This window comes from Sphaerotilus montanus, from assembly GCF_013410775.1.
In the GTDB taxonomy this organism is placed as follows: domain Bacteria; phylum Pseudomonadota; class Gammaproteobacteria; order Burkholderiales; family Burkholderiaceae_C; genus Sphaerotilus; species Sphaerotilus montanus.
The window spans coordinates 2,346,315-2,365,512 of sequence record NZ_JACCFH010000001.1 but is presented as its reverse complement, the minus strand read 5'-3'; the positions used below and the strand labels follow the sequence as shown (position 1 = coordinate 2,365,512).

Here is a 19,198-nt window from a genome sequence, read left to right as displayed (position 1 = left end):
CTGCGCCCCGGACTGCATCATCGCCCTCTTATATCAGCCATCAACGATGGTCATCAGGAGACGGCGATGCTGGAATCGCTCATGGCCCGGCTGGGCGAGATGTGGACCGTGACGCTGGCCGGCACGGTGATCGGGCTGCTGTTCGGCTTCTTCGCACACCGTGCGCGCTTCTGCCTGCGCTCGGCGGTGATCGAGTTCTCCCGCGGCACGCAGGAGGGCAAGCTCACCGTCTGGCTGTTCACCTTCTCCACCGCGGTGCTGCTGACGCAGACCTTCATCCAGCTCGGCTGGCTGGACGTCAGCGGGGCGCGGCAGCTCGCCGGGCGGGGCAGCCTGTCGGGTGCGGTGATCGGTGGCGCGATGTTCGGCGCCGGGATGATCCTGGCACGCGGCTGCTCCAGCCGGCTGCTGGTGCTGGCGGCGCAGGGCAACCTGCGGGCGCTGCTGTCGGGTCTCGTGTTCGCGGTGACGGCGCAGTCCGCCTTGTCCGGCCTGCTGTCGCCGCTGCGCACGGCGATCGCCGGCTGGTGGACGGTCGAGGGTGGTGCCTCGCGCGACCTCCTGGCGCTGACCGGCGCCGGCCACCTCGGCGGACTGCTGTTCGGCGCGGTGTGGCTGGTGGCGGCACTGGTCTGGGCGCGGCGGCAGCGGGTGCGCTTCTGGAGCTGGTTCGGGGCGGTCGGCGTGGGCGTGATGGTCGCGGGCGCCTGGCTGTTGACCTGGGCGATGTCGCGTCAGGTCTTTGACCTGATCGTGCCCGTGCAAAGCCTGTCCTTCACCGGCCCGGCCGCGGACACGCTGATGCTGGTGCTCTCGCCGCCGGGACAGCCGCTGAAGTTCGACCTCGGGCTGGTGCCGGGTGTGGCGGTGGGGGCCTTCCTGTCGGCGCTGCTGTGGCGCGAACTGAAACTGGAAGGTTTCCAGGGCGGACAGGCGATGCGCCGCTACATCGTCGGAGCCATGCTGATGGGCTTCGGAGGGATGCTCGCCGGCGGCTGCGCGGTCGGCGCGGGCGTGTCGGGGGCAGCGGTGTTCACGCTGACCTCGTGGGTCACGCTATCGGCCATGTGGGGCGCGGCGATGCTGACCGACCGGCTGCTCGATCAGCCGGAAGAGGCGAAGCGGCCCGTCCCGCCGATGAGCCCGCACGGGGATCCCGAGCTGAGCGCGAGCTACGCAAGGCCCTGAGAAGCGCGCAAAGGAAGGCCGGATTTCGCACCGTCTTTTCGGGAACGGACGGCCGGCAATCGCGCCACCATGCGGGCTCCCTGCAGGAGTATCCCCATGAAAATGCGCACCCAGATCATCACCTTCGGCCTGGCCGGCACCGCTCTGGCTGCCATGGTGGGCGGGATGGGCCTGCTGTCCAATGCCCGACTGGGTCAGGAGCTGGATGCCTCGGTCGTGGCGGGCATGGCGCTGCAGGCCAGCCAGCAGGCGGACATGATGCACGACGCCATCCGCGGCGACGCCCAGCTCGCGCTGATCGGTGCCTTGCGCAACGACCCGGGCCCGATCGGGCAAGCCGAAAAGGGTCTGACGGAACACGCACAGATCTTCCGGGACACCATGTCCAGGCTGGGGACACTGTCCATCGATCCGGCCAGCCAGGCCGCGCTGAAGCAGGCGCAACCCATGGTCGAGCAGTACATCGAAGCGGCAAACCAGATGATGGCCGTCGCCAAGTCCGATCCGCAGGCCGCCGCGGCAGCCTCCGCCGGGCTGCAGGCGAGCTTCAGCGCACTCGAACCGAAGATGGCGGCCCTGTCGAGCAGCATCGAGCAGGCGGGCGACCAGTTCAGGACGCACGCCGCAGACAGCCTCGAACGCACACGCTGGATCGTCATGGCCGCGCTGGTGGGCGCCGCCATGGCCATGATGCTGGCCGCGTTCTGGCTCGCGCGGCGCATGACCCGCCCGATCACGCAGGCAGTCGATGCGGCCCACCAGCTCGCCGGGGGCAATCTCACCGACCTGATCCAGCCGGAGGGCAGCGACGAGTCCATCCAGCTGCTGCAGGCGATCCAGCAGATCCAGTCCAGCCTGGGCCGCATCGTGCACGGTGTGCAGTGCAGCGCCGAGCAGGTCGCCAGCGCCAGCGTACAGATCGCGCAGAGCAACAACGACCTGAGCCGCCGCACCGAGGACCAGGCCAGCGCGCTGGAGCAGACCTCCGCCACGATGGAGCAGCTCGGCACGACCGTGCGCCACAACGCCGACAACGCCCAGCAGGCGAACCAGCTCGCGCAGGGGGCCTGCGACATCGCGGGCAAGGGCGGCGCGGTCATGGCGCAGGTTTCCGAGCGCATGCAGGGCATCAACGCCAGCTCGACCCGGATCACCGACATCATCTCGGTGATCGACGGGATCGCCTTCCAGACCAACATCCTGGCGCTCAATGCCGCCGTGGAGGCCGCCCGTGCGGGCGAGCAGGGACGCGGCTTCGCGGTCGTGGCCACCGAGGTGCGCAACCTCGCGCACCGCAGCGCCAGCGCCGCCAAGGAGATCAAGGTGCTGGTCACCGGCAGCGTCGAGCAGGTGCGGCAGGGCAGCACGCTCGTCGAGGAGGCCAGCCGCACGATGGAGCAGATCGTCACCTCCATCCAGCGGGTGAACCAGATCATGGCCGAGATCAGCACCGCCAGCGCCGAGCAGAGCCAGGGCGTCAGCCAGGTCGGTCAGGCGGTGACCCAGATGGACTCGGTGACGCAGCAGAACGCCGCGATGATCGAGCAGAGCGCTGCCGCCGCGGACCTGCTGAAAGAGCAGGCCCAGCAGCTGGTCGGCGCGATGTCGGTCTTCCGGCTGGGCAGCAGCGCCGGCCTGGTCAGGGCTTGATGTAGGCGTGGCCCTGGAGCTGCAGCTTCGTCAGCCGGACGACACCGGACGGCGTGAAGTCGGCCTCCTGGATGAACTGCTCGCGCTTGAGCCCCCGGTTCTTGAGCGTGATCTCGCAGACCTCGAAGGCCACACCGCGGTTCTTCAGCGCCGACACCAGGGCGTCGTACGACACGTCGGTGCGGTCCTTGGCACCCTCCATCAGGAAATCGACCCCGGCGGCGTGGGTGACCACGGTGATTTTCGCGGTGGGGTCGGTGTCGAGGTGGTTGCGGACGTTGCGCAGCGCCGCCAGCGCCTGCGTGGCGGCGTCGCTGACGTGGTAAACGACCTTGTCCTGCGCGCTCGCAGCCAGGCTGGCGAGCGATAGCACGACAGAAAGCAGCATCGAACGAAGTTTCATCATCGAACAAGCCCTCGGTTGAGATGGGTCCGGCCCCGTGATCACACGGCTGACCGTGGCCAACAGCGTATACCTCTTCTACCCGTCCTGCAGAGGCTGCGCCGTCATGGACCAGGCGGATCCGCCGAGTCCATGTCACGCAACTTCCGATACAGCGACCGCTCGCTGATGCCAAGTTTGCGGGCCAGTTCCGCCCGGCTGCCACGGTGGGTCTGGAGTTGCGCCCGCAAGGCCGCACGCTCCACGCAGCGCAATGACATACCCGATGCGGAAGCTGGCGCCGGGTGACTCGACTCGGCGGACCACAGCTCCCGGCCAGCGTGGGGATCCTCGGTGTCAAGAGCGCGCTCCACGTGAACGGCCTCGATGCAGACCCCATCAGCCAGCAGTGCTGCGCGCTCCAGCACATTGCGCAGTTCACGCACATTCCCCGGAAACGGACAGCGTTGCAGCAGCGCAAGCGCATCCGCGGACAGCGCCATCCGGCGATCAGGGGTCACCCGCGCCAGCAAGGCGACGGCCAGCAGGGGAATGTCCTCGACCCGCTCCCGCAGCGGCGGCAGCGCGATCGGGAAGGTGCTCAGCCGGTAGTACAGATCCTCACGGAACCGCCCGTCGGCCACCATCGCCCGCAGGTGCCGGTGTGTCGCGGACACCACCCGCACATCGGCATGCCGCAGCTCCGTGCTGCCCACGCGGCGGTAGGTGCCGCTCTCCAGCAGCCGCAACAGTTTCACCTGCATCAGCAGCGGGATGTCTCCCACCTCGTCCAGGAACAAGGTGCCGCCACTGGCCGCTTCCACCAATCCGGGCTTGCTGTGGTTGGCCCCGGTGAAGGCCCCACGTTCGTGGCCGAAGAGTTCGCTCTCGAACAGCGTCTCGGGCAGGCTGGCGCAGTCCACCACCACCAGTGCCTTGGCCGCGCGCAGGCTGGCTTCGTGGACCGCCTGGGCGACCAGTTCCTTGCCCGTGCCCGACTCCCCCAGCAGCAGCACGCTGGCCTGCGACGGCCCGACCCGTGACACCAACTCCAGCATCCGCTGAAAGGCCGGCGCGCGTCCGATCAGCCCCTGGGCGGCCGGCTGGCCTTGCGCCACGCGCAAGGGTTCCATCTTCTCGATGAAGTACGCCAGTTCGCCACCGACTTCGCGCAGTGGCACCAGTTCGATGTTGACGTAGGACTCGCCCTGCGGCGTGTGGTGCAGGTGCAGCACACGCTCGCGCTGCCCGGTCTCGCGCGAGCGGGCCAGCGGACAGCTTTCGCCCGCCTGGTCGCACGGCACGCTGAAATGGTGGGACACCTCGTAGCAGGTGCGCCCGATCACCGAGCCCCGCGGGCTGAACTGGCGCCGATAGGCGGCGTTGGCCGCGACGATCCGGTATTGCCGGTCAAACAGGATGTGCGGCTCTGGCAGCCCCTCCAGATACGACACCAGTTCAGGCAGGACAGTGGCCACAGTTGACGCTCCACAGCGGAAAGGGATCCCGACACCGGGATTGGGCTGAACAGTCTACTGCCATATTGGCAGCATTACGCCAACATGGCAGTTGATGAATCTGCCATGTTGGCGGGGCCAGTCGTAGCCTTCTCGCAAGACCTTGTTTCAGAAGGATTTTTTCCGCATCCGGGCGGTGGCACGCCTCTTGATACGTACTGGGGTATGAATACGCCCCAAGACCGTCTGGTCCGCCATCTCGCCATCGCCATCGGCCTGAAGCTGGTGGTGCTGGTCGGGTTGTGGGCGGCCTTCGTGCGGGATGAGCGGGTCAGCGTCGATGTCGACGTGGCTGCGGCTCACCTGAGCGCCCCTGTCGCCACCAGCGGAGATCAACCTTGATTTCAGAACAACTCGTCGACCTGTCGAGGCTGCAGTTTGCGGCCACGGCGATGTACCACTTCCTGTTCGTGCCGCTCACGCTGGGCATGGTGTGGCTGCTGGTCATCATGGAGAGCGTCTACGTGATGACCGGCCTGGTCATCTGGAAGGACATGACCCGCTTCTGGGGCAAGCTCTTCGGCATCAACTTCGCGCTCGGCGTCACCACCGGCATCACGCTGGAGTTCCAGTTCGGCACCAACTGGGCCTACTACTCGCACTACGTGGGCGACATCTTCGGCGCCCCGCTGGCGATCGAAGGGCTGATGGCCTTCTTCCTGGAGTCCACCTTCATCGGCCTGTTCTTCTTCGGCTGGGACCGGCTGAAACAGACCCAGCACCTGATGGTGACCGTGCTGATGGCGGTCGGCACCAACCTGAGCGCGCTGTGGATCCTGATCGCCAATGGCTGGATGCAGAACCCGGTGGGCGCGGAGTTCAGCTACCAGACCATGCGCATGGAGATGACGGACTTCTGGGCCGTGGTGTTCAACCCGGATGCACAGGCCAAGTTCGTGCATACCGTGTCGGCGGGCTACGTGACGGGGGCGATGTTCGTGCTGTCGGTGTCGAGCTGGTACCTGCTCCGGGGCCGCGACATCGAGTTCGCCAAGCGCAGCTTCCGCGTGGCGTCGGCCTTCGGTCTGGCCAGCGTGCTGAGCGTCATCGTGCTCGGTGACGAAAGCGGCTACACCGTGGGCGAGGCCCAGCAGACCAAGCTGGCCGCCATCGAGGCCATGTGGGAAACCGAGCCCGCACCCGCCAGCTTCAACGTCATCGCGGGCATCAACGAGGCTGAGCAGAAGAACGACTGGGCGGTCGAGATCCCGTGGGTGATGGGCCTGATCGGCACCCGTTCGGTGACCAAGCAGATCCCCGGCATCCACGAGATCAAGGCGAAGAACCGAGAACGCATCGTCAACGGCATCACCGCGGTGATCGCGCTGGAGACGCTGCGCAAACACCGCGACGACGTGGTCGCCAAGCGCGTGCTCGAAGCGACCAAGGGCGACCTCGGCTTCGGCCTGCTGCTGAAGAAATACACCACCGACGTGCGCCAGGCCACCCCCGCGATGATCGACCAGGCCATGCACGACACCGTGCCGCGCGTGACGCCGATGTTCTGGAGCTTCCGGATCATGGTCGGGCTGGGCTTCGCGATGCTGCTGCTGTTCGGCCTGAGTTTCTGGGCCACGCTGAAGGGCGAGTTCCAGACGCGGCCCTGGCTGCTGCGCGCTGCGGTGCTGATGCTGCCGGCGCCGTGGATCGCCTGCGAGCTGGGCTGGGTGGTGGCCGAGTACGGCCGCCAGCCCTGGACCATCTACGGCGTGCTGCCCACGCACATGAGCGTCTCCACGCTCAGCGTGAACAGCCTGTATGGCTCGCTGGCCGGGTTCATCGGCTTCTACACCGTGCTGCTGGTCGTCGAGGTCTACCTGATGCAGAAGTTCGCGCGCCAGGGCCCGGGTTCGCTCGGCACCGGCCGCTACCAGTTCGAACCGGCGCACGCCTGAAGCCAACGAGACACGACATGATCGACTACCCGACCCTCAAGATCCTCTGGTGGCTGCTGGTGGGCGTGCTGCTCGTCGGCTTCGCCATCATGGACGGCCACGACATGGGCGTGGGCACGCTGCTGCCGTTTGTCGGCCAGGGCGACGACGAACGCCGCGTCGTCATCAACACCGTGGGCCCGCACTGGGACGGCAACCAGGTCTGGTTCATCACCGGCGGCGGCGCCATCTTCGCGGCCTGGCCCCTGGTCTACGCCACCGCCTTCAGCGGCTTCTACTGGGCGATGCTGGCGGTGCTGTGGGCGCTGTTCTTCCGGCCGGTCGGCTTCGACTACCGGAGCAAGGTCCACAACGCCACCTGGCGCAGCACCTGGGACTGGGGCCTGTTCATCGGTGGGGCCGTGCCGCCGTTGATCTTCGGCGTGGCATTCGGCAACCTGCTGCAGGGCGTGCCGTTCGGCTTCGACGACTACCTCATCAGCACCTACACCGGCACGTTCTGGCAACTGCTCAACCCGTTCGCGCTGCTGGCGGGCGTGGTGAGCAGCGCGATGATCACGATGCACGGCGGCATGTACCTGGCGCACCGCACCGAGGGTGCGATCCAGCAGCGCGCCGTGTGGGGGGCGGTGGGTGCGGCGGGGCTGATGGTGGTGGCTTTCATCGGCGCCGGGCTGTGGCTGAAGTTCGGGAGCATCGAGGGTTATGTCATCACCTCGGCCATCGATCCTGGCGCGCTGCCGGACCCGCTGGCCAAGACCGTGGCGCGCAGCGCCGACGCCTGGTGGCGCAACTACCGTGCGCAGCCGCTGCTCTGGTCGTTGCCGTTGCTGGGCATCGCCGGGGCGCTGATCGCGGCGGCGCTGGTGGCCGCGCGCCACACGCTCAGCGCCTTCGTGGCGTCCGCGCTGGCCATCGTGGGGGTCATCGGCACCGCGGGTGCGGCGATGTTCCCGTTTGTCATGCCGTCCTCGACCCAGCCGAACGCCAGCCTGACGGTGTGGGACAGCGCCTCCAGCCACCTGACGCTGGGCCTGATGTTCTGGGCCACGCTGATCTTCATGCCGCTGATCGTGTTCTACACCTCGTGGGCTTACCGCGTGATGCGCGGCAAGGTCACGCTGGCGCACATCCGCGCCAACGAACACACCGCCTACTGACATTGCCGACGACATTGCAACCCACCGGAAGGACATCAACCATGTGGTATTTCGCCTGGATGCTCGGCGTCGGCTTTGCCGTCCTGCTGGCCATCATGAACGCGCTGTGGGGTGAGAACGAGAGCGGCCGGGCCGACGCCGCCGAGCGCTCGGCCGCCTGGAGACGGTGACCGTGGACACGTCGCCCGCCCTGGTCCCCCCCATGACACCACCCCCACAGCCGCCGGGCACGCACCTGCCCAGCCTGGCCGTGGCGCTGCTGATCATGGTGGTCGGCACGCTGTATCCCCCGCTGATGGCCGATGCGACCGGCAAGGCCGACCACCCGCTCGCCATGGCCCTGTTCTGGGCCATGAGCGCCGGGTTCGTCCGGGGCGTGGGCTTCGTGCCGCAGCGGTGGATCTGGCGGGTGTTCTTCTCGGGCTGGTCCTGTGCTGCCGCGCTGCTGCTGGCCGCCATGCTGAAGGGGTGACCCATGTATTTCCGGATCCTGCACGACGAACGCAGTGGCGCGGTGAGCTATCTGCTGGGCGATCTGGACGCTGGCGAGGCCGTGCTGGTCGACCCGCGCGGCGCCGATGTGCCCCTGCTGAGGGCCATGCTCGACGAACACCGCCTGCGCCTGCGCTGGCTGCTGCGCACCCATGAGCACGACGACGTATTGAAGGGCGAAGTCGTGGCACTGGAAGCACTCGGTGCCCCTCGCATCCAGCATGGCCTGCCCCCGCCTTCGCAGACCCGAACTCGAACCCGGACCCGCAACGCCACCACCGAGCCCGCGCACGCCGTCCTGACCTTTGGCAACGAACACATCCAGGTGCTGCAGACCCCGGGGCACACCGCCGGCTGTCTGAGCTACCTGTGGCGGGACCGGCTGTTCTGCGGCGGGCTGCTGGCCGTGGACGCCTGCCCCTTCCAGCCGCGCCCGGCCCTGCCGGAGTCGTTGTGGGACAGCGTGATGAACAAGGTCTTCCGACGGCCCGACGAAACGCTGCTGTTCACCGGCCACGCCCAGCGGGCCCGCACCGTCTCCAGCGTGCTCGAACAGCGGCGCTGGCATCCCTGGTTCGGGGGCGCCACACGCGACGAGTTCCTGGCCCGGGTACGCGTGATGTCGGTGGCCAGCCCCCCCCTCGGGCATCCCGAATGCAGAACCTGAAAACCCACACCATGACCGACACCCTGGATGACACCACGGTCGCCACCGACAGCGTCTACACCCGTCTGGGCGGCGCTCCGGCGATCCACGCGCTGGTGGACCGCTTCTACACGCTCATGGACGAGTTGCCCGAAGCCTTCACCGTGCGGCGCCTGCATCCCGACAGTCTGGCGGGCAGCGCCGACAGCCTGTTCAAGTACCTGAGCGGCTGGTTCGGCGGACCACCGCTGTACATCCGCGAGCGCGGCCACCCCCGGCTGCGCATGCGGCATGCCCCCTATGCCATCGGCCCCGTGGAGCGCGACGAATGGATGCTGTGCATGCGCCAGGCGCTCGCGGAGCAGGTGACCGACCCGGCGCTGCATGACGCGATCGAGCGGGCCTTCTCCGACATGGCCCAGCACATGGTCAACACCCGTGACACCAGCCACGCCGTGGGGTGCCCGCGATGACGCATCGCTCGACCCGCAGCCGGACCTTCTGGGCCACCGCCCTGACCGCCTTGTGCTGTGCGCTGGCCGCCGGCTCTGCCATGCCTGTACTGAGCCTGCGCGATCAACACGCCCGAAAAACCCGTGAACGACATGGTCAGCGCCGTGCTGGCTGCAGAACCGATGGCCCCGTGATCCGCCAACGGCAAGCTGGTCACCGCCTTCCAGATATTCGCCCTCACCCATCCTCAACCCTCGATCAATGGAGTCCCTCATCATGAAAAAATCACTGCTCATCGCCGCCGCCCTCCTGTCTACCGCTGTGGCGGTGCAGGCGGAAGAACTGTTTGTCAACATCCATTCCGGCAACGCCATGGCCCAGGGCGCCGGGCTCGTGCTGGCAGGTCAGGCCCTGGAGCAGAAGGCCCCGGTGCGTGTACTGCTGTGTGACGCAGCGGGCGACATCGCGCTCGTCGGCAAGGAGATGCCGACGCTCAAGCCGCGCAACGTGACACCGCAGCAGATGCTGCAGGGGGTGATCAAGGCAGGGGCCAAGGTCGAGGTCTGCGCCCTCTACCTGCCCAACACCGGCAAGCAGGCCAGCGATCTGATCGACGGCGTCACGCCAGCCAAGCCGGCCGAAGTGGCCGCGCACCTGCTCAAGCCCGGCGTCAACACGCTGGCCTTCTGAACCTGGTCACGGGCCTGCTGCCATGGCATCCTGGCGACACAGGACACCGTCCCTCTTGACGCATCCACTGCGCGCGGTCCTGCATCGACTGCTGCTGCGCGGGCTGCGTCCCCCCAGGCTGCCGCACACACCGGGCTGGACAGACGGCAGCACCGATGGACATCGACTGTCGGTCTTGCAAGTCTGCGGCAGCCGCGGGCAACGGCTGGCGGCCTGGCTGGCTTTGCCGCCAGCGGCCAGCACCGGGCATCCGGTGCCTGTGGTCGTGGCCGTCCACGGCTGGGGCGCCAACGCATCCACACTGTCGTCCCTGGTCGAACCCCTGGTATGCGCAGGCGTTGCGGTGATGCTGTTCGACGCTGCCAGCCACGGCCTCAGCGCGGCCGAGGAGTTCAGCTCGCTCCCGCGTTTCGCCGAGGATCTCGCGGCGGTGCTGCACACGCTGCGCGGCGTGCCCGCCATCGACACCGGGCGGGTCGCGTTGCTCGGACACTCTGTCGGGGCAGCTGCCGTACTGCTGCACACGGCACGCCATGGAGGCGTCCAGGCCCTCGTCAGCCTCTCGGCGTTTGCCAACCCTCGCGAGGTGATGGAGCGGTGGCTGCAGGAGCACCACATCCCCCGGCACAGGATCGGCACGGCGATCCTGGAACACGTGCAGCACGTGATCGGCGAGCGCTTCGATCACATCGCGCCCGAACACCAGATACCCGGCATCGACTGCCCGGTGCTGCTGGTCCACGGAGCCCGGGACCAGACCGTGCCACTGTCGGACGCACACCGCTTGCGTGCGTTGCTGCGTCAAGGTGAACTGCTGGTCGTCGACGGGGACCATGACCTGCGCGTGTCCCTGCAGCCCTACACCGACCAGCTCGTGCGTTTCCTCAGCACGCACCTTCAGGCCGGCGCGACATGATGTCGCGCCCGACTCACCGCCACCCTTGACACGGCACGGCTAGGCAAGTCCCGGATTGCCGGCCACACCCACCAGCTTCGGCGTGTTGACGGTACGCGCCTTGACCCGCCCGCCCTGCCCCTTCAGCCAGGTCTCGACGACATCCCACACCGGCTTGTTGCCCGCCTTGGCCGCGTCCTCGGACACCGGCGCCCAGCCGGCGACGTTGTAGCTCTTGCCGGCCTCGACCGCCTTGCCCTTCAGGCGCATGTCGCTGATGCGGTTGCCGGCCTTCTCGCCGGGCGTCATCGTGTACTGCAGCCCGCCCACGCGCACCATGTCGCCGCCCTGCTGGTAGTAGGGATCGGGGTTGAACAGGTTGTCCGCCACGTCTTCGAGCACCGTCTTGAGCATCTCGCCGCTCATCTGCGTGACGGTGGCGTAGGGGTAGGTGATGGCAAGCTGGTCCATCATCAGCTCGCGCGTGATGACGTCGCCCGGCAGCAGCGTCGTGCCCCAGCGGAAGCCCGGCGAGAACGCGATCTCGGCGCCCTGCACCTCCATCAGCGCATCACAGATCAGCTGGTCCCACGAGCCGTTGAAGTTGCCACGGCGGTACAGCAGCCCGTCGGTGACGCCGAGCTTCTCCGACAGTTTGGCCTCGTACGGCGCGCGGACCTTGGTGATCAGCGCGTCCATCGCCGGATCCGCCTTCAGCTGGTTGGCGAAGATCGGCAGCAGCCGGTAGCGGAAGTCCACCACCTTGCCGCCCTTCACGTCGAAGTCCATCACGCCGAGGAACTTGGTGTTCGAGCCGGCGTTGGTCACCAATGTCTTGCCGCCCGCATTGCTCACCGGCACCGCCACCGGCACGCCGTCGTGGGTGTGGCCGCCGAAGATCGCGTCGATGCCGCGCACGCGGCTGGCCATCTTCAGGTCCACGTCCATGCCGTTGTGGCTGAGCACGACGACGACCTGCGCGCCCTTGCCGCGGGCCTCGTCCACCATCGCCTGCATGTTCTCGTCCTGGATGCCGAAGGCCCAGTCGGCGACCATGTAGCGCGGGTTGGCGATCGGCGTGTAGGGAAACGCCTGGCCGATGATGGCGCAGGGCACGCCGTTGATCTCGCGGATCACGTAGGGCTTGAAGACCTGGTCGCCGAAGTCGTTGGTCTTGACGTTCTGCGCCACGAAGTCGAGCTTGCCCTTGAAGTCCTTCTCGACGATCTCCTTGACGCGCTCCATGCCGTAGGTGAACTCCCAGTGGCCGGTCATCACGTCCACGCCGAGCAGCTTGCAGGCGTCGACCATGTCCTGCGCGTTGGTCCACAGCGAGGTGGCCGAGCCTTGCCAGGTGTCGCCACCATCGAGCAGCAGCGCGCCGGGGCGGCTGGCCTTCAACTGCTTGACCAGCGTGGCCATGTGCGCGAAACCGCCGACCTTGCCGTAGCGGCGGGCGGCCTTCTCGAAATCGAGGAAGGTGTAGCCGTGCGACAGCGCGGTGCCGGGGCGCACGCCGATGTGCTTGAGCAGGTGCTCGCCGACGAGGTGCGGCAGCTTGCCCTGCATCGAGCCGAGCCCCAGGTTGACGCTCGGCTCGCGGAAGTGGATCGGCTTCAACTGCGCATGGCAGTCGGTCATGTGCAGGAAGCTGACGTTGCCGAAGGTCGGCAGGTCATAGAGGCCCTGCTGCGCCGTCGCCGCATCGGCATCCGCGTAGCGACCCAGACCCATGCCCGCCACGGAGGCGGCGCCGAGCACCTGCATGAATTCGCGTTTGGAGAGACTCATGGATCTTCACTGGTTGACGGGCGACTTCGGGTCGAGCAGCAGCGCCATCACGTGGCGGATCTGCGCCTCGTTCAGGATGCCCATGTGGCCGACACGCGGCATGTGCGAACAGGCGTTGTAGGCCCGGGCGTTCCACAGCTTGCCCCAGGTGTACTCGACGATCGGCCTGGAATCGGGGCTCGCCGGGTCGGTGACGCCGCGCAGCTTGCCGTAGTTGTAGAGGCTCGGACCGATCGTGCCGAAGGAGATTTCCTTCTTGTCGATCTGGTGGCAGTTGTAGCAGTTGCCGCCGTTGACCGTCCTGGCGTCATCGGTGTAGGTGAGCCCGCGGCCGCTCTGGGCGATGGCCTCGCCCTGCTTCCAGTCGCCGAGGTACTGGCCATCGCTCGGCGCCTTGATGGTCTTGAGGTTGGCCGCCTCGATGGCCCTGGTCACGTCCGCCGGCAGGTCCTTGCCCTGCGCTTTCGAGCAGGCTTCATTGGCGAAATCCTGGTTCAGCCGGTCCACCTTGACCAGCCCTTCGTCGCGGAACGCGCTGCGGATCACCGCCACCGCGTCGCGGTCGAGTTCCTCGGCGGTCGGCCCGGTCGCGCAGCCCACGGTGATCCCCGCCACCGCCACGGCCACCGCCGCGAGCGCCATCTTCTTGAACGTCTTCATGCTGTGTTCCTTCCGCTCAGCGCTTGATGGCGGGCGCCACCGACTCGGCCCCCTTGGCGTTGACCCCCATGTAGGTCGCCAGCGCGATCGTCAGCTCGGAGCCGAACCCGGGATAGGGAAAGCGCTGCTGGCGAAAACAGTCGTTCAGGCGCAGCTGCATGCTCCACATCTGGCCGTTGCTGACCCGGTAGGCCGGCCACGCCGCGAAGCCGACGCCGTCGCCGGGGTTCTTCGTGAGCTGCGGCAGGTCCTGCAGGCGGATGCGCTTGCCCTCCTCGCCATGGCAGCTCGCGCAACTGAAGTCGTGCGGGCCACCGCGGTAGAAGAACGCCCGCTGGCCGATCGCGTACATGCGCTGTTCCTGCGCGTGTTCCTGCGGCAGGGCGAAGCGCAGGCCCTTCGACTCGGCCGCGATCCAGGTCGCCAGCGCGGTGACGTTGTTCTGCTCGCCCTTGCCGAACGGGGTCCTGGCAATCTCGGCACCGTTGAAGCCCTGCAGCGTCTCCATGCAGGTCACCAGGCGCGACTCCAGGTCCTGCACCCGGCCGGTGTCCTTGAAGAAGCGCGGCAGCGTGACGAACACGCCCTTGACCACGCCCGGCCCCTTGCCCAGGTCGCACTGCGCCAGGCTCGCATTCTTCGGGCCACGTTTCTGGGCCCAGAGCGCTTCGCCCTTGGCCTCGAACAGCTCGGACGGGTTGCCGTCGGCCAGCATCGCGCGGTATTCGGCGATGCCGTCGGCAGCGGATTTTTCCTGCGCCATCAGCGGCAGGGCACAGGCCAGCAAGGCGCTGGCGAGGGTGGCTTTTTTCATGGTCTCCTCGGTCCGGACAGGTTGACCCAACGGCGTCGGCCCCCGGGGTTGCCGGAGGCCGAATCAGGGGATCAGGAGGTGGGCACGCGGGTGCGGCGAGGTGTGTTCAGCTCACCGTCGCTTCGTCGGTGCGCTTGTCACCCTTGTTGTCCACCCAGGACACCGCGACCTTGTCACCGGCCTTGGCACCCTTGATGTTGAACTGCAGGAAGGGATTCTTCGACACCGAAGGCCCCCACTGCGCGGTCATGACCGTCTTGCCGTTGAGCGCGGCGGTGACCTCCTGGATGAACCAGGCGGGGATGACCTTGCCGGCGGCGTCCTTGCGCTGGCCGGTTTCCATTTCGTGGCTCATCAGCACACGGACGGTGGCCTTGTCGCCGGAGACTTGTGCGCGGATGCGCATCGGATCTGCCATGTTCTGCTCCTTCTTTGCGTGTTGGGGGCGGCCGGATCAGCCGCCGCAGCCACCGAGGGTGACCTTGACTTCCTTCTGGGCGAACAGCACCTTGCCGTCGTTCATGACCGCCACGGCCATCACGTTGGACGACTGGCCCATCTTCACGCGGGTGTTGAAGTTCGCTTCGACCGCATCGGTGACATCGAAGGCCGCGCACAGCATCGACGGGTTCTTCTCCACCAGGATCAGCATCCGCTTCACGCCGGGCAGCGCGGTCGAGCAGCCCAGCGGCACGACGGCGCCGTTCTCGGCGATGTCCGGGCCGGTGATCGTGACGTCCTTGCTCTCCACGGGTGTGGAGATGCCCAGGGCCTTGGTCAGCTCGGCCATGGTCTTGGCCTCGAAGGCAGCGGCGGCGTACTCCGCCTGCGCCACGGCGGGCAGCAGGCCCAGACCGGCCAGCATGGCGGCCACGCCAGCACTGCGGCTGAGCATTTCGCGACGGGTTTGCATCGTGGAACTCCTAGGTGGATTCAGACAGTTCAGAGAGGTCATCATTTCTTGGCACCATCGACCAGCCATTGGCCGATCGTGCGGGCCTCGGCATCGGACAGGGTCTGGGGTGGCATCGGGATGGGTCCCCACACGCCACTGCCGCCCGACTTGATCTTGCCGGCCAGGTAGGCCACGCCATCGGTGCGGCTGCCGTGCTTGCCGGCGATCTCGCGGAAGGAGGGGCCGACCAGCTTGCTGTCCACGGCATGGCAGGCGGTACAACTGTACTGCGACAGCAAAGCCGTGACATCCGGCGCCTTGGCCACGGCCGGAGCCGTGACTGCCGCTGCGGCAGCCGCCGCACCAGCGCCCGCCGGCCGCGTCGTGTCCGCGCCGCGCTGGGCGCCGACCAGGCGGTTCTGCTCGGCCAGGTTCCCGTGGGCATTGCGGGCGAAGTCCGGCAGGAAGGATGCGACCTTGGGCTCGGTCGCGCAGTCCGCCATGCAGGCCACGGCTTTCACGTCCGGCTGGCCCCCGGTCTTCATCGCCTTGCCCGGCCACATCCCGTGGTCGAGCGTCATGCCGTTGCGGTTGGGCATGCGGGCCTGGACCTCGGCGATGTTCTTGTCGGACATCACGTAGTTGTCCGGCAGCACGCCACCCATGTTGAGCAGGTAGGCCGTCACCGCGTAGACCTCGTCAGCCTTGAGCGACTTCGGCTGCGTCCACGGCATCGCGCGGTTGATGTAGTCCCACAGCGTCGAGACGGTGGAGACCTTCATCAGCGTCGTGCGGCCGGGATAGGACGTGTCGGTCAGCTTGGCGACACGGCCGGTCTTGATGTCCTCGGCCGTGGTGCCGCCGACCAGCGGGCTGAAGACCTCGTTGGACTCGCCGAACACGCCGTGGCAGTGGGCGCACTTGCCCTCCCACACGTCCTGGCCCATCGCGACCGAGCCCGACCCCTTGGGCAGGCCCTTGAAGTCGGGCCGCACATCGATGTCCCAGGCGGCGATTTCCTTGGGCGTGGCCGGACGACCGATGCCGGGCAGCGCGGACTGCGCCAGCACGGCGCCGGACAGCAGCGCCAGTGCCGCGGCGGCGATCAGACGGACCCCATCACGAGAGCTGGACATTCTTCACCTCCCCGCTTTCCTGCACCAGCCAGGTCTGGACGGCGTTGTTGTGGTAGATCGAGCGCGTGCCGCGCACGGCCCGCAGTTGCCGGTAGGACGGCTGCACATAGCCGGTGTCGTCGGTGGCGCGGCTCTGGATGAGCGCGGGCTTGCCGTCCCAGACCCAGTCGAGGTTGAAGCGGGTCAGCGACTTGTTCTGCACCGGCCCTTCGAGACGAGCAGGTCGCCAGTTGCGGCCGCCGTCCACCGAGACATCGACCTTCTTGATCCGGCCCTTGCCCGACCAGGCCAGCCCGGTGATGTTGTAGAAGCCCTTGTCGAGCAGCACCTGGCCGCCCGAGGGCGTCGTCACCACGCTCTTGCACTCCTGCAGGTTGGTGTACTGCCGGTGCAGACCGCCGGGCATCAGGTCCATGTAGTGGACGGCCTCGTCCTTGGCGCCGTAGGGCTGGTCGCCCACCTCGATGCGCCGCAGGTACTTGACCCAGCTCACGCCCTGGATGCCCGGCACGACCAGCCGCAGCGGGTAGCCGTTCTCGGGGCGCAGCATCTCGCCGTTCTGCCCGTAGGCGACGAAGACCTCGCCCGACTCGACCAGTTCCATCGGGATGGTGCGGGTCATGGAGGAGCCGTCGGCGCCCTCGCCCAGCACGTAGCGCGCCTTCTTGTAGTCCACGCCGCACAGGTCGAACAGGATCTTCAGCGGCACGCCGGTGAACTCGCTGCAGCTCACCATGCCGTGCGTGTACTGCACCGTCGGCACCGCGACGTTGCCCCACTCGACCGCCGTGTTCGCGCCGCACTCGATGAAGTGGAAGCGCGACACCGACGGCAGCCGCATGATCTCGTCCATCGTGAAGACCTTGGGCGACTTCATCAGCGACGGGTCCGAGCCGTTGAGCATCAGGCGGTGCTTGCTCGGGTCGATGTCCCACCAGCCCTGGTGGTGGCGCTCGAAGTGCAGGCCGCTGGGCGTGACGATGCCGAACAGCGACTGCAGCGGCGCGAACGACACCGAGGCCTGCGTGGTCTGCGTCAGGCCCGGGCTCTGGCGGCGCTGGACGTTGCGCTCGAACTGCGACGGCACGCCGTAGCCGTTGTTGGCGGCCACGCCCTGCCCCAGGCCGGTGCTGTGCGCGGGCAGGTTCAGGATGTTCGGGTCACCGCCCTCGGTCGGCACCGGGTTGGCTTGCGCCATCGCCAGCGGCGCGGCGCCCGCGGCGGCGGCACCGGCAAAGGCGCGGCGGATGAAATCACGCCGGCCGGCCTTGGCCTCCTGGAAGACGGTGCGCACACCGGCCGGATCCAGGAAGTTTTCCGGGGCCTTGATCAGGCGCCCGGACGGATGGGATGGATCGCTGGACACGAAAAAGCTCCTCTTCAAATCTTTGAACCGTCACGCACGGCCTCGCAGAGCACCTGCACGCGGTCATTGGCAATCCGGTACCAGACCTGGGCCCCCACCCGTCGCCGGGCCAGGATGCCGCAGCGGTACAGCGTGGCCAGGTGCTGCGACAGGTTGGGCTGGCTGGCCCCGACCCGCTCGGTCAGCTGGCCGACGTTCTGTTCGCCATCCAGCAACTCGCAGACGATGCGCAACCGGATGGGCGCCGAGAGCAGCCCGAACAGCTCGGCTGCCAACTCGAAGACCCGATCGCTGTCGGAAGTACCGGAAGCACTCACAAGATCCGTCCTGCAGTCTGTTTGACTATTTAGATATAAGCACAGACGGATGTTATGGAGTTTGCCGGACTCGGGCCTTGGTGAAAACACGGGGGTCACCCCGGGAACGACGCTTTCATGCCGCGAGCGACATGATCTGGATCAATGCGCAGACCCTCAGAAAGCGTCTTTCTCCGCCTCCAGATAGGCCAGGCTGACGTACTTGCCGATGTTGCTGTCGAACCCCGCCATCGTCTTCGCACGGGCGGCCACGCGTGGGTCGCGCAGCACCATGGCCTTGGCGGCAGCCTCGTCGCGCCCGTCCTTGACCGCCTGCACGCAGGGCTCCCAGATGCCGGACAGGAAGCGGCCGTAGGTGTCGAGCAGGTCGCGTGCCGGCTCGCCATGCCCGGGGACCCAGAACTGCGGGCCGGTGACCGCCTGCATCGCCGCGTAGTAGCGGAAGGTGCCCGGGTAGGAACCGTCGTCGAGGTTGGCGATGCGGTTGGTCATCGCGATGTCGCCGACGTGGGTGATGCCGTCCTCGACCACCTGCACGCACAGGTCGGACGGGGTGTGCGCCGTGCCGTGGTGGTGCATCACCAGCGTCACGTCGCCGAAGCGCAGGCGCTCGCCGGGCGTGACCGGGCGGTTCGGCACCACCACCTCGGTGCCCGCGGTGGCCTGGTTGGTCCAGCGCTCCATCAGCGAGCGCCAGGTGCTGCCCTCGGTGCCGCGGATCTGCTCGATCGTGTGCGGCAGCGCATGAATGGGCAGGTCAGCCCCGAATGCACGGGCGAAGGCGTGGTTGCCCAGCCAGTGGTCCCCGTGGTAGTGGCTGTTGAAGACGGCAACCACCGGCTTCGGCGTCACGGTGCGGATCATGCGGATCGCCATCTCGCCGATCTGCAGCGAAGCGCCCGAGTCCAGCACGACCACCCCGGCCGACGTGACGACGAAGACGATGCTGGCCATCAGGCCGCGGTTCTCGGGGGTCGGGAAGCCGTCGCGGGCGTAGACCAGCCAGACATGCGGGCCGAGCTGGCGGGGCGCGACGTCGGCCACGGGCGGGCCGACCAGGAAGTCACCGACCTGGGCCGCGAACAGCGCGCCCTCCGGCCCCGCCACCAGCCCCAGGCCGAGGGCGCCCGCCCCCAGTCCCAGGCGACGCAAGGCCATCCGGCGGCTGGCCACCGTGGCGTTCGAAGGTGCAGCGGGACGCGGCGCAGGTGGCTGAGGCAGGGTCATCGAAGTCTCCGGCGAAGGGCTGAA

At 67.6% G+C, this 19,198-nt stretch carries 22 protein-coding genes; 11 read left to right on the top strand and 11 right to left on the bottom strand.

Going from position 1 to position 19,198, the window contains the following annotated elements:
* Positions 1–66: 66 nt before the first annotated feature.
* Together BDD16_RS10670 and BDD16_RS10665 are read left to right on the top strand one after the other, a co-directional pair.
* Complete coding sequence (locus tag BDD16_RS10670) at positions 67–1,188, top strand: YeeE/YedE family protein (protein WP_179633931.1); 1,122 nt, start codon at positions 67–69, stop codon at positions 1,186–1,188.
* Between the two features lie 96 nt (positions 1,189–1,284).
* Positions 1,285–2,838: a methyl-accepting chemotaxis protein gene (locus BDD16_RS10665; RefSeq protein ID WP_246332516.1), complete on the top strand. Its 1,554-nt coding sequence runs from the start codon at positions 1,285–1,287 to the stop codon at positions 2,836–2,838.
* Here the strand turns inward: BDD16_RS10665 and BDD16_RS10660 are convergent.
* Both BDD16_RS10660 and BDD16_RS10655 read right to left on the bottom strand, forming a co-directional pair.
* On the bottom strand, positions 2,828–3,226 hold the full coding sequence (locus BDD16_RS10660; RefSeq protein WP_246332515.1) for a DsrE family protein: 399 nt from the start codon (positions 3,224–3,226) through the stop codon (positions 2,828–2,830). The two genes, BDD16_RS10665 and BDD16_RS10660, sit on opposite strands and share 11 nt — an antisense overlap.
* Before the next feature lie 119 nt (positions 3,227–3,345).
* Positions 3,346–4,698 carry a sigma-54 interaction domain-containing protein gene (locus tag BDD16_RS10655; protein ID WP_179633930.1) on the bottom strand — a complete coding sequence of 451 codons (1,353 nt, stop codon included), beginning with the start codon at positions 4,696–4,698 and terminating at the stop codon, positions 3,346–3,348.
* A gap of 204 nt (positions 4,699–4,902) precedes the next feature.
* On the opposite strand from BDD16_RS10655, the gene cydP reads away from it, so the two are divergent.
* The 9 genes from cydP (at position 4,903) to BDD16_RS10610 (ending at position 10,989) form a co-directional block, all read left to right on the top strand.
* Positions 4,903–5,079, top strand: a complete 177-nt coding sequence (cydP, locus tag BDD16_RS10650; protein ID WP_179633929.1) for a cytochrome oxidase putative small subunit CydP — start codon at positions 4,903–4,905, stop codon at positions 5,077–5,079.
* Positions 5,076–6,632 (top strand): cytochrome ubiquinol oxidase subunit I, encoded by a 1,557-nt coding sequence (locus BDD16_RS10645; protein WP_179633928.1) that lies wholly within the window; start codon positions 5,076–5,078, stop codon positions 6,630–6,632. The genes cydP and BDD16_RS10645 overlap by 4 nt, the downstream gene beginning before the upstream one ends.
* Positions 6,633–6,649: 17 nt before the next feature.
* Complete coding sequence (cydB, locus tag BDD16_RS10640) at positions 6,650–7,792, top strand: cytochrome d ubiquinol oxidase subunit II (protein WP_179633927.1); 1,143 nt, start codon at positions 6,650–6,652, stop codon at positions 7,790–7,792.
* Between the two features lie 41 nt (positions 7,793–7,833).
* Positions 7,834–7,962, top strand: a complete 129-nt coding sequence (gene cydX, locus BDD16_RS10635) for a cytochrome bd-I oxidase subunit CydX (RefSeq protein WP_179633926.1) — start codon at positions 7,834–7,836, stop codon at positions 7,960–7,962.
* Between the two features lie 32 nt (positions 7,963–7,994).
* Positions 7,995–8,264: a cyd operon YbgE family protein gene (locus BDD16_RS10630; protein ID WP_179633925.1), complete on the top strand. Its 270-nt coding sequence runs from the start codon at positions 7,995–7,997 to the stop codon at positions 8,262–8,264.
* A gap of 3 nt (positions 8,265–8,267) precedes the next feature.
* Entirely contained in the window at positions 8,268–8,951 is a 684-nt protein-coding gene (locus BDD16_RS10625; RefSeq protein ID WP_179633924.1) for an MBL fold metallo-hydrolase, read from the top strand.
* A gap of 11 nt (positions 8,952–8,962) precedes the next feature.
* Positions 8,963–9,403: a group II truncated hemoglobin gene (locus tag BDD16_RS10620; protein WP_179633923.1), complete on the top strand. Its 441-nt coding sequence runs from the start codon at positions 8,963–8,965 to the stop codon at positions 9,401–9,403.
* Between the two features lie 256 nt (positions 9,404–9,659).
* Positions 9,660–10,073 (top strand): DsrE family protein, encoded by a 414-nt coding sequence (locus BDD16_RS10615; RefSeq protein ID WP_179633922.1) that lies wholly within the window; start codon positions 9,660–9,662, stop codon positions 10,071–10,073.
* Positions 10,074–10,128: 55 nt separating this feature from the next.
* Entirely contained in the window at positions 10,129–10,989 is an 861-nt protein-coding gene (locus BDD16_RS10610) for an alpha/beta hydrolase family protein (RefSeq protein WP_246332514.1), read from the top strand.
* 39 nt (positions 10,990–11,028) lie between these two features.
* Here BDD16_RS10610 and soxB read toward each other — a convergent pair whose 3' ends face one another.
* From soxB to BDD16_RS10565, 9 genes are all read right to left on the bottom strand, one after another.
* A complete protein-coding gene (soxB, locus tag BDD16_RS10605; RefSeq protein WP_179633920.1) occupies positions 11,029–12,759 on the bottom strand; it encodes a thiosulfohydrolase SoxB in 1,731 nt (576 codons plus the stop codon).
* 6 nt (positions 12,760–12,765) lie between these two features.
* Positions 12,766–13,419, bottom strand: a complete 654-nt coding sequence (soxX, locus tag BDD16_RS10600) for a sulfur oxidation c-type cytochrome SoxX (protein WP_179633919.1) — start codon at positions 13,417–13,419, stop codon at positions 12,766–12,768.
* A 16-nt stretch (positions 13,420–13,435) separates the two neighbouring features.
* Positions 13,436–14,233 carry a sulfur oxidation c-type cytochrome SoxA gene (gene soxA, locus BDD16_RS10595; RefSeq protein WP_179633918.1) on the bottom strand — a complete coding sequence of 266 codons (798 nt, stop codon included), beginning with the start codon at positions 14,231–14,233 and terminating at the stop codon, positions 13,436–13,438.
* A gap of 106 nt (positions 14,234–14,339) precedes the next feature.
* Positions 14,340–14,651, bottom strand: coding sequence for a thiosulfate oxidation carrier complex protein SoxZ (soxZ, locus tag BDD16_RS10590; protein ID WP_179633917.1), 312 nt, complete (start codon positions 14,649–14,651; stop codon positions 14,340–14,342).
* Positions 14,652–14,687: 36 nt separating this feature from the next.
* Positions 14,688–15,146 (bottom strand): thiosulfate oxidation carrier protein SoxY, encoded by a 459-nt coding sequence (gene soxY / locus BDD16_RS10585; RefSeq protein ID WP_179633916.1) that lies wholly within the window; start codon positions 15,144–15,146, stop codon positions 14,688–14,690.
* Positions 15,147–15,187: 41 nt separating this feature from the next.
* Positions 15,188–16,264, bottom strand: a complete 1,077-nt coding sequence (locus BDD16_RS10580) for a c-type cytochrome (protein WP_179633915.1) — start codon at positions 16,262–16,264, stop codon at positions 15,188–15,190.
* Positions 16,248–17,630, bottom strand: coding sequence for a sulfite dehydrogenase (gene soxC, locus BDD16_RS10575; RefSeq protein WP_310732827.1), 1,383 nt, complete (start codon positions 17,628–17,630; stop codon positions 16,248–16,250). The genes BDD16_RS10580 and soxC overlap by 17 nt, the downstream gene beginning before the upstream one ends.
* 14 nt (positions 17,631–17,644) lie before the next feature.
* Positions 17,645–17,947, bottom strand: coding sequence for an ArsR/SmtB family transcription factor (locus tag BDD16_RS10570; RefSeq protein WP_179633914.1), 303 nt, complete (start codon positions 17,945–17,947; stop codon positions 17,645–17,647).
* Positions 17,948–18,103: 156 nt separating this feature from the next.
* Positions 18,104–19,174, bottom strand: coding sequence for an MBL fold metallo-hydrolase (locus BDD16_RS10565; RefSeq protein ID WP_179633913.1), 1,071 nt, complete (start codon positions 19,172–19,174; stop codon positions 18,104–18,106).
* Positions 19,175–19,198 lie beyond the last annotated feature (24 nt).

What these genes read in the sequence shown, in the direction of transcription:
- soxB (WP_179633920.1), bottom strand. Translation starts at nt 12,759, where the DNA reads ATGAGTCTCTCCAAACGCGAATTCATGCAGGTGCTCGGCGCCGCCTCC.
- BDD16_RS10580 (WP_179633915.1), bottom strand. Translation starts at nt 16,264, where the DNA reads ATGTCCAGCTCTCGTGATGGGGTCCGTCTGATCGCCGCCGCGGCACTG.
- soxZ (WP_179633917.1), bottom strand. Translation starts at nt 14,651, where the DNA reads ATGGCAGATCCGATGCGCATCCGCGCACAAGTCTCCGGCGACAAGGCC.
- soxX (WP_179633919.1), bottom strand. Translation starts at nt 13,419, where the DNA reads ATGAAGACGTTCAAGAAGATGGCGCTCGCGGCGGTGGCCGTGGCGGTG.
- BDD16_RS10630 (WP_179633925.1), top strand. Translation starts at nt 7,995, where the DNA reads ATGACACCACCCCCACAGCCGCCGGGCACGCACCTGCCCAGCCTGGCC.
- BDD16_RS10670 (WP_179633931.1), top strand. Translation starts at nt 67, where the DNA reads ATGCTGGAATCGCTCATGGCCCGGCTGGGCGAGATGTGGACCGTGACG.
- cydP (WP_179633929.1), top strand. Translation starts at nt 4,903, where the DNA reads ATGAATACGCCCCAAGACCGTCTGGTCCGCCATCTCGCCATCGCCATC.
- BDD16_RS10665 (WP_246332516.1), top strand. Translation starts at nt 1,285, where the DNA reads ATGAAAATGCGCACCCAGATCATCACCTTCGGCCTGGCCGGCACCGCT.
- BDD16_RS10620 (WP_179633923.1), top strand. Translation starts at nt 8,963, where the DNA reads ATGACCGACACCCTGGATGACACCACGGTCGCCACCGACAGCGTCTAC.
- BDD16_RS10625 (WP_179633924.1), top strand. Translation starts at nt 8,268, where the DNA reads ATGTATTTCCGGATCCTGCACGACGAACGCAGTGGCGCGGTGAGCTAT.
- BDD16_RS10660 (WP_246332515.1), bottom strand. Translation starts at nt 3,226, where the DNA reads ATGCTGCTTTCTGTCGTGCTATCGCTCGCCAGCCTGGCTGCGAGCGCG.
- soxA (WP_179633918.1), bottom strand. Translation starts at nt 14,233, where the DNA reads ATGAAAAAAGCCACCCTCGCCAGCGCCTTGCTGGCCTGTGCCCTGCCG.
- soxY (WP_179633916.1), bottom strand. Translation starts at nt 15,146, where the DNA reads ATGCAAACCCGTCGCGAAATGCTCAGCCGCAGTGCTGGCGTGGCCGCC.
- BDD16_RS10565 (WP_179633913.1), bottom strand. Translation starts at nt 19,174, where the DNA reads ATGACCCTGCCTCAGCCACCTGCGCCGCGTCCCGCTGCACCTTCGAAC.
- BDD16_RS10615 (WP_179633922.1), top strand. Translation starts at nt 9,660, where the DNA reads ATGAAAAAATCACTGCTCATCGCCGCCGCCCTCCTGTCTACCGCTGTG.
- cydB (WP_179633927.1), top strand. Translation starts at nt 6,650, where the DNA reads ATGATCGACTACCCGACCCTCAAGATCCTCTGGTGGCTGCTGGTGGGC.
- cydX (WP_179633926.1), top strand. Translation starts at nt 7,834, where the DNA reads ATGTGGTATTTCGCCTGGATGCTCGGCGTCGGCTTTGCCGTCCTGCTG.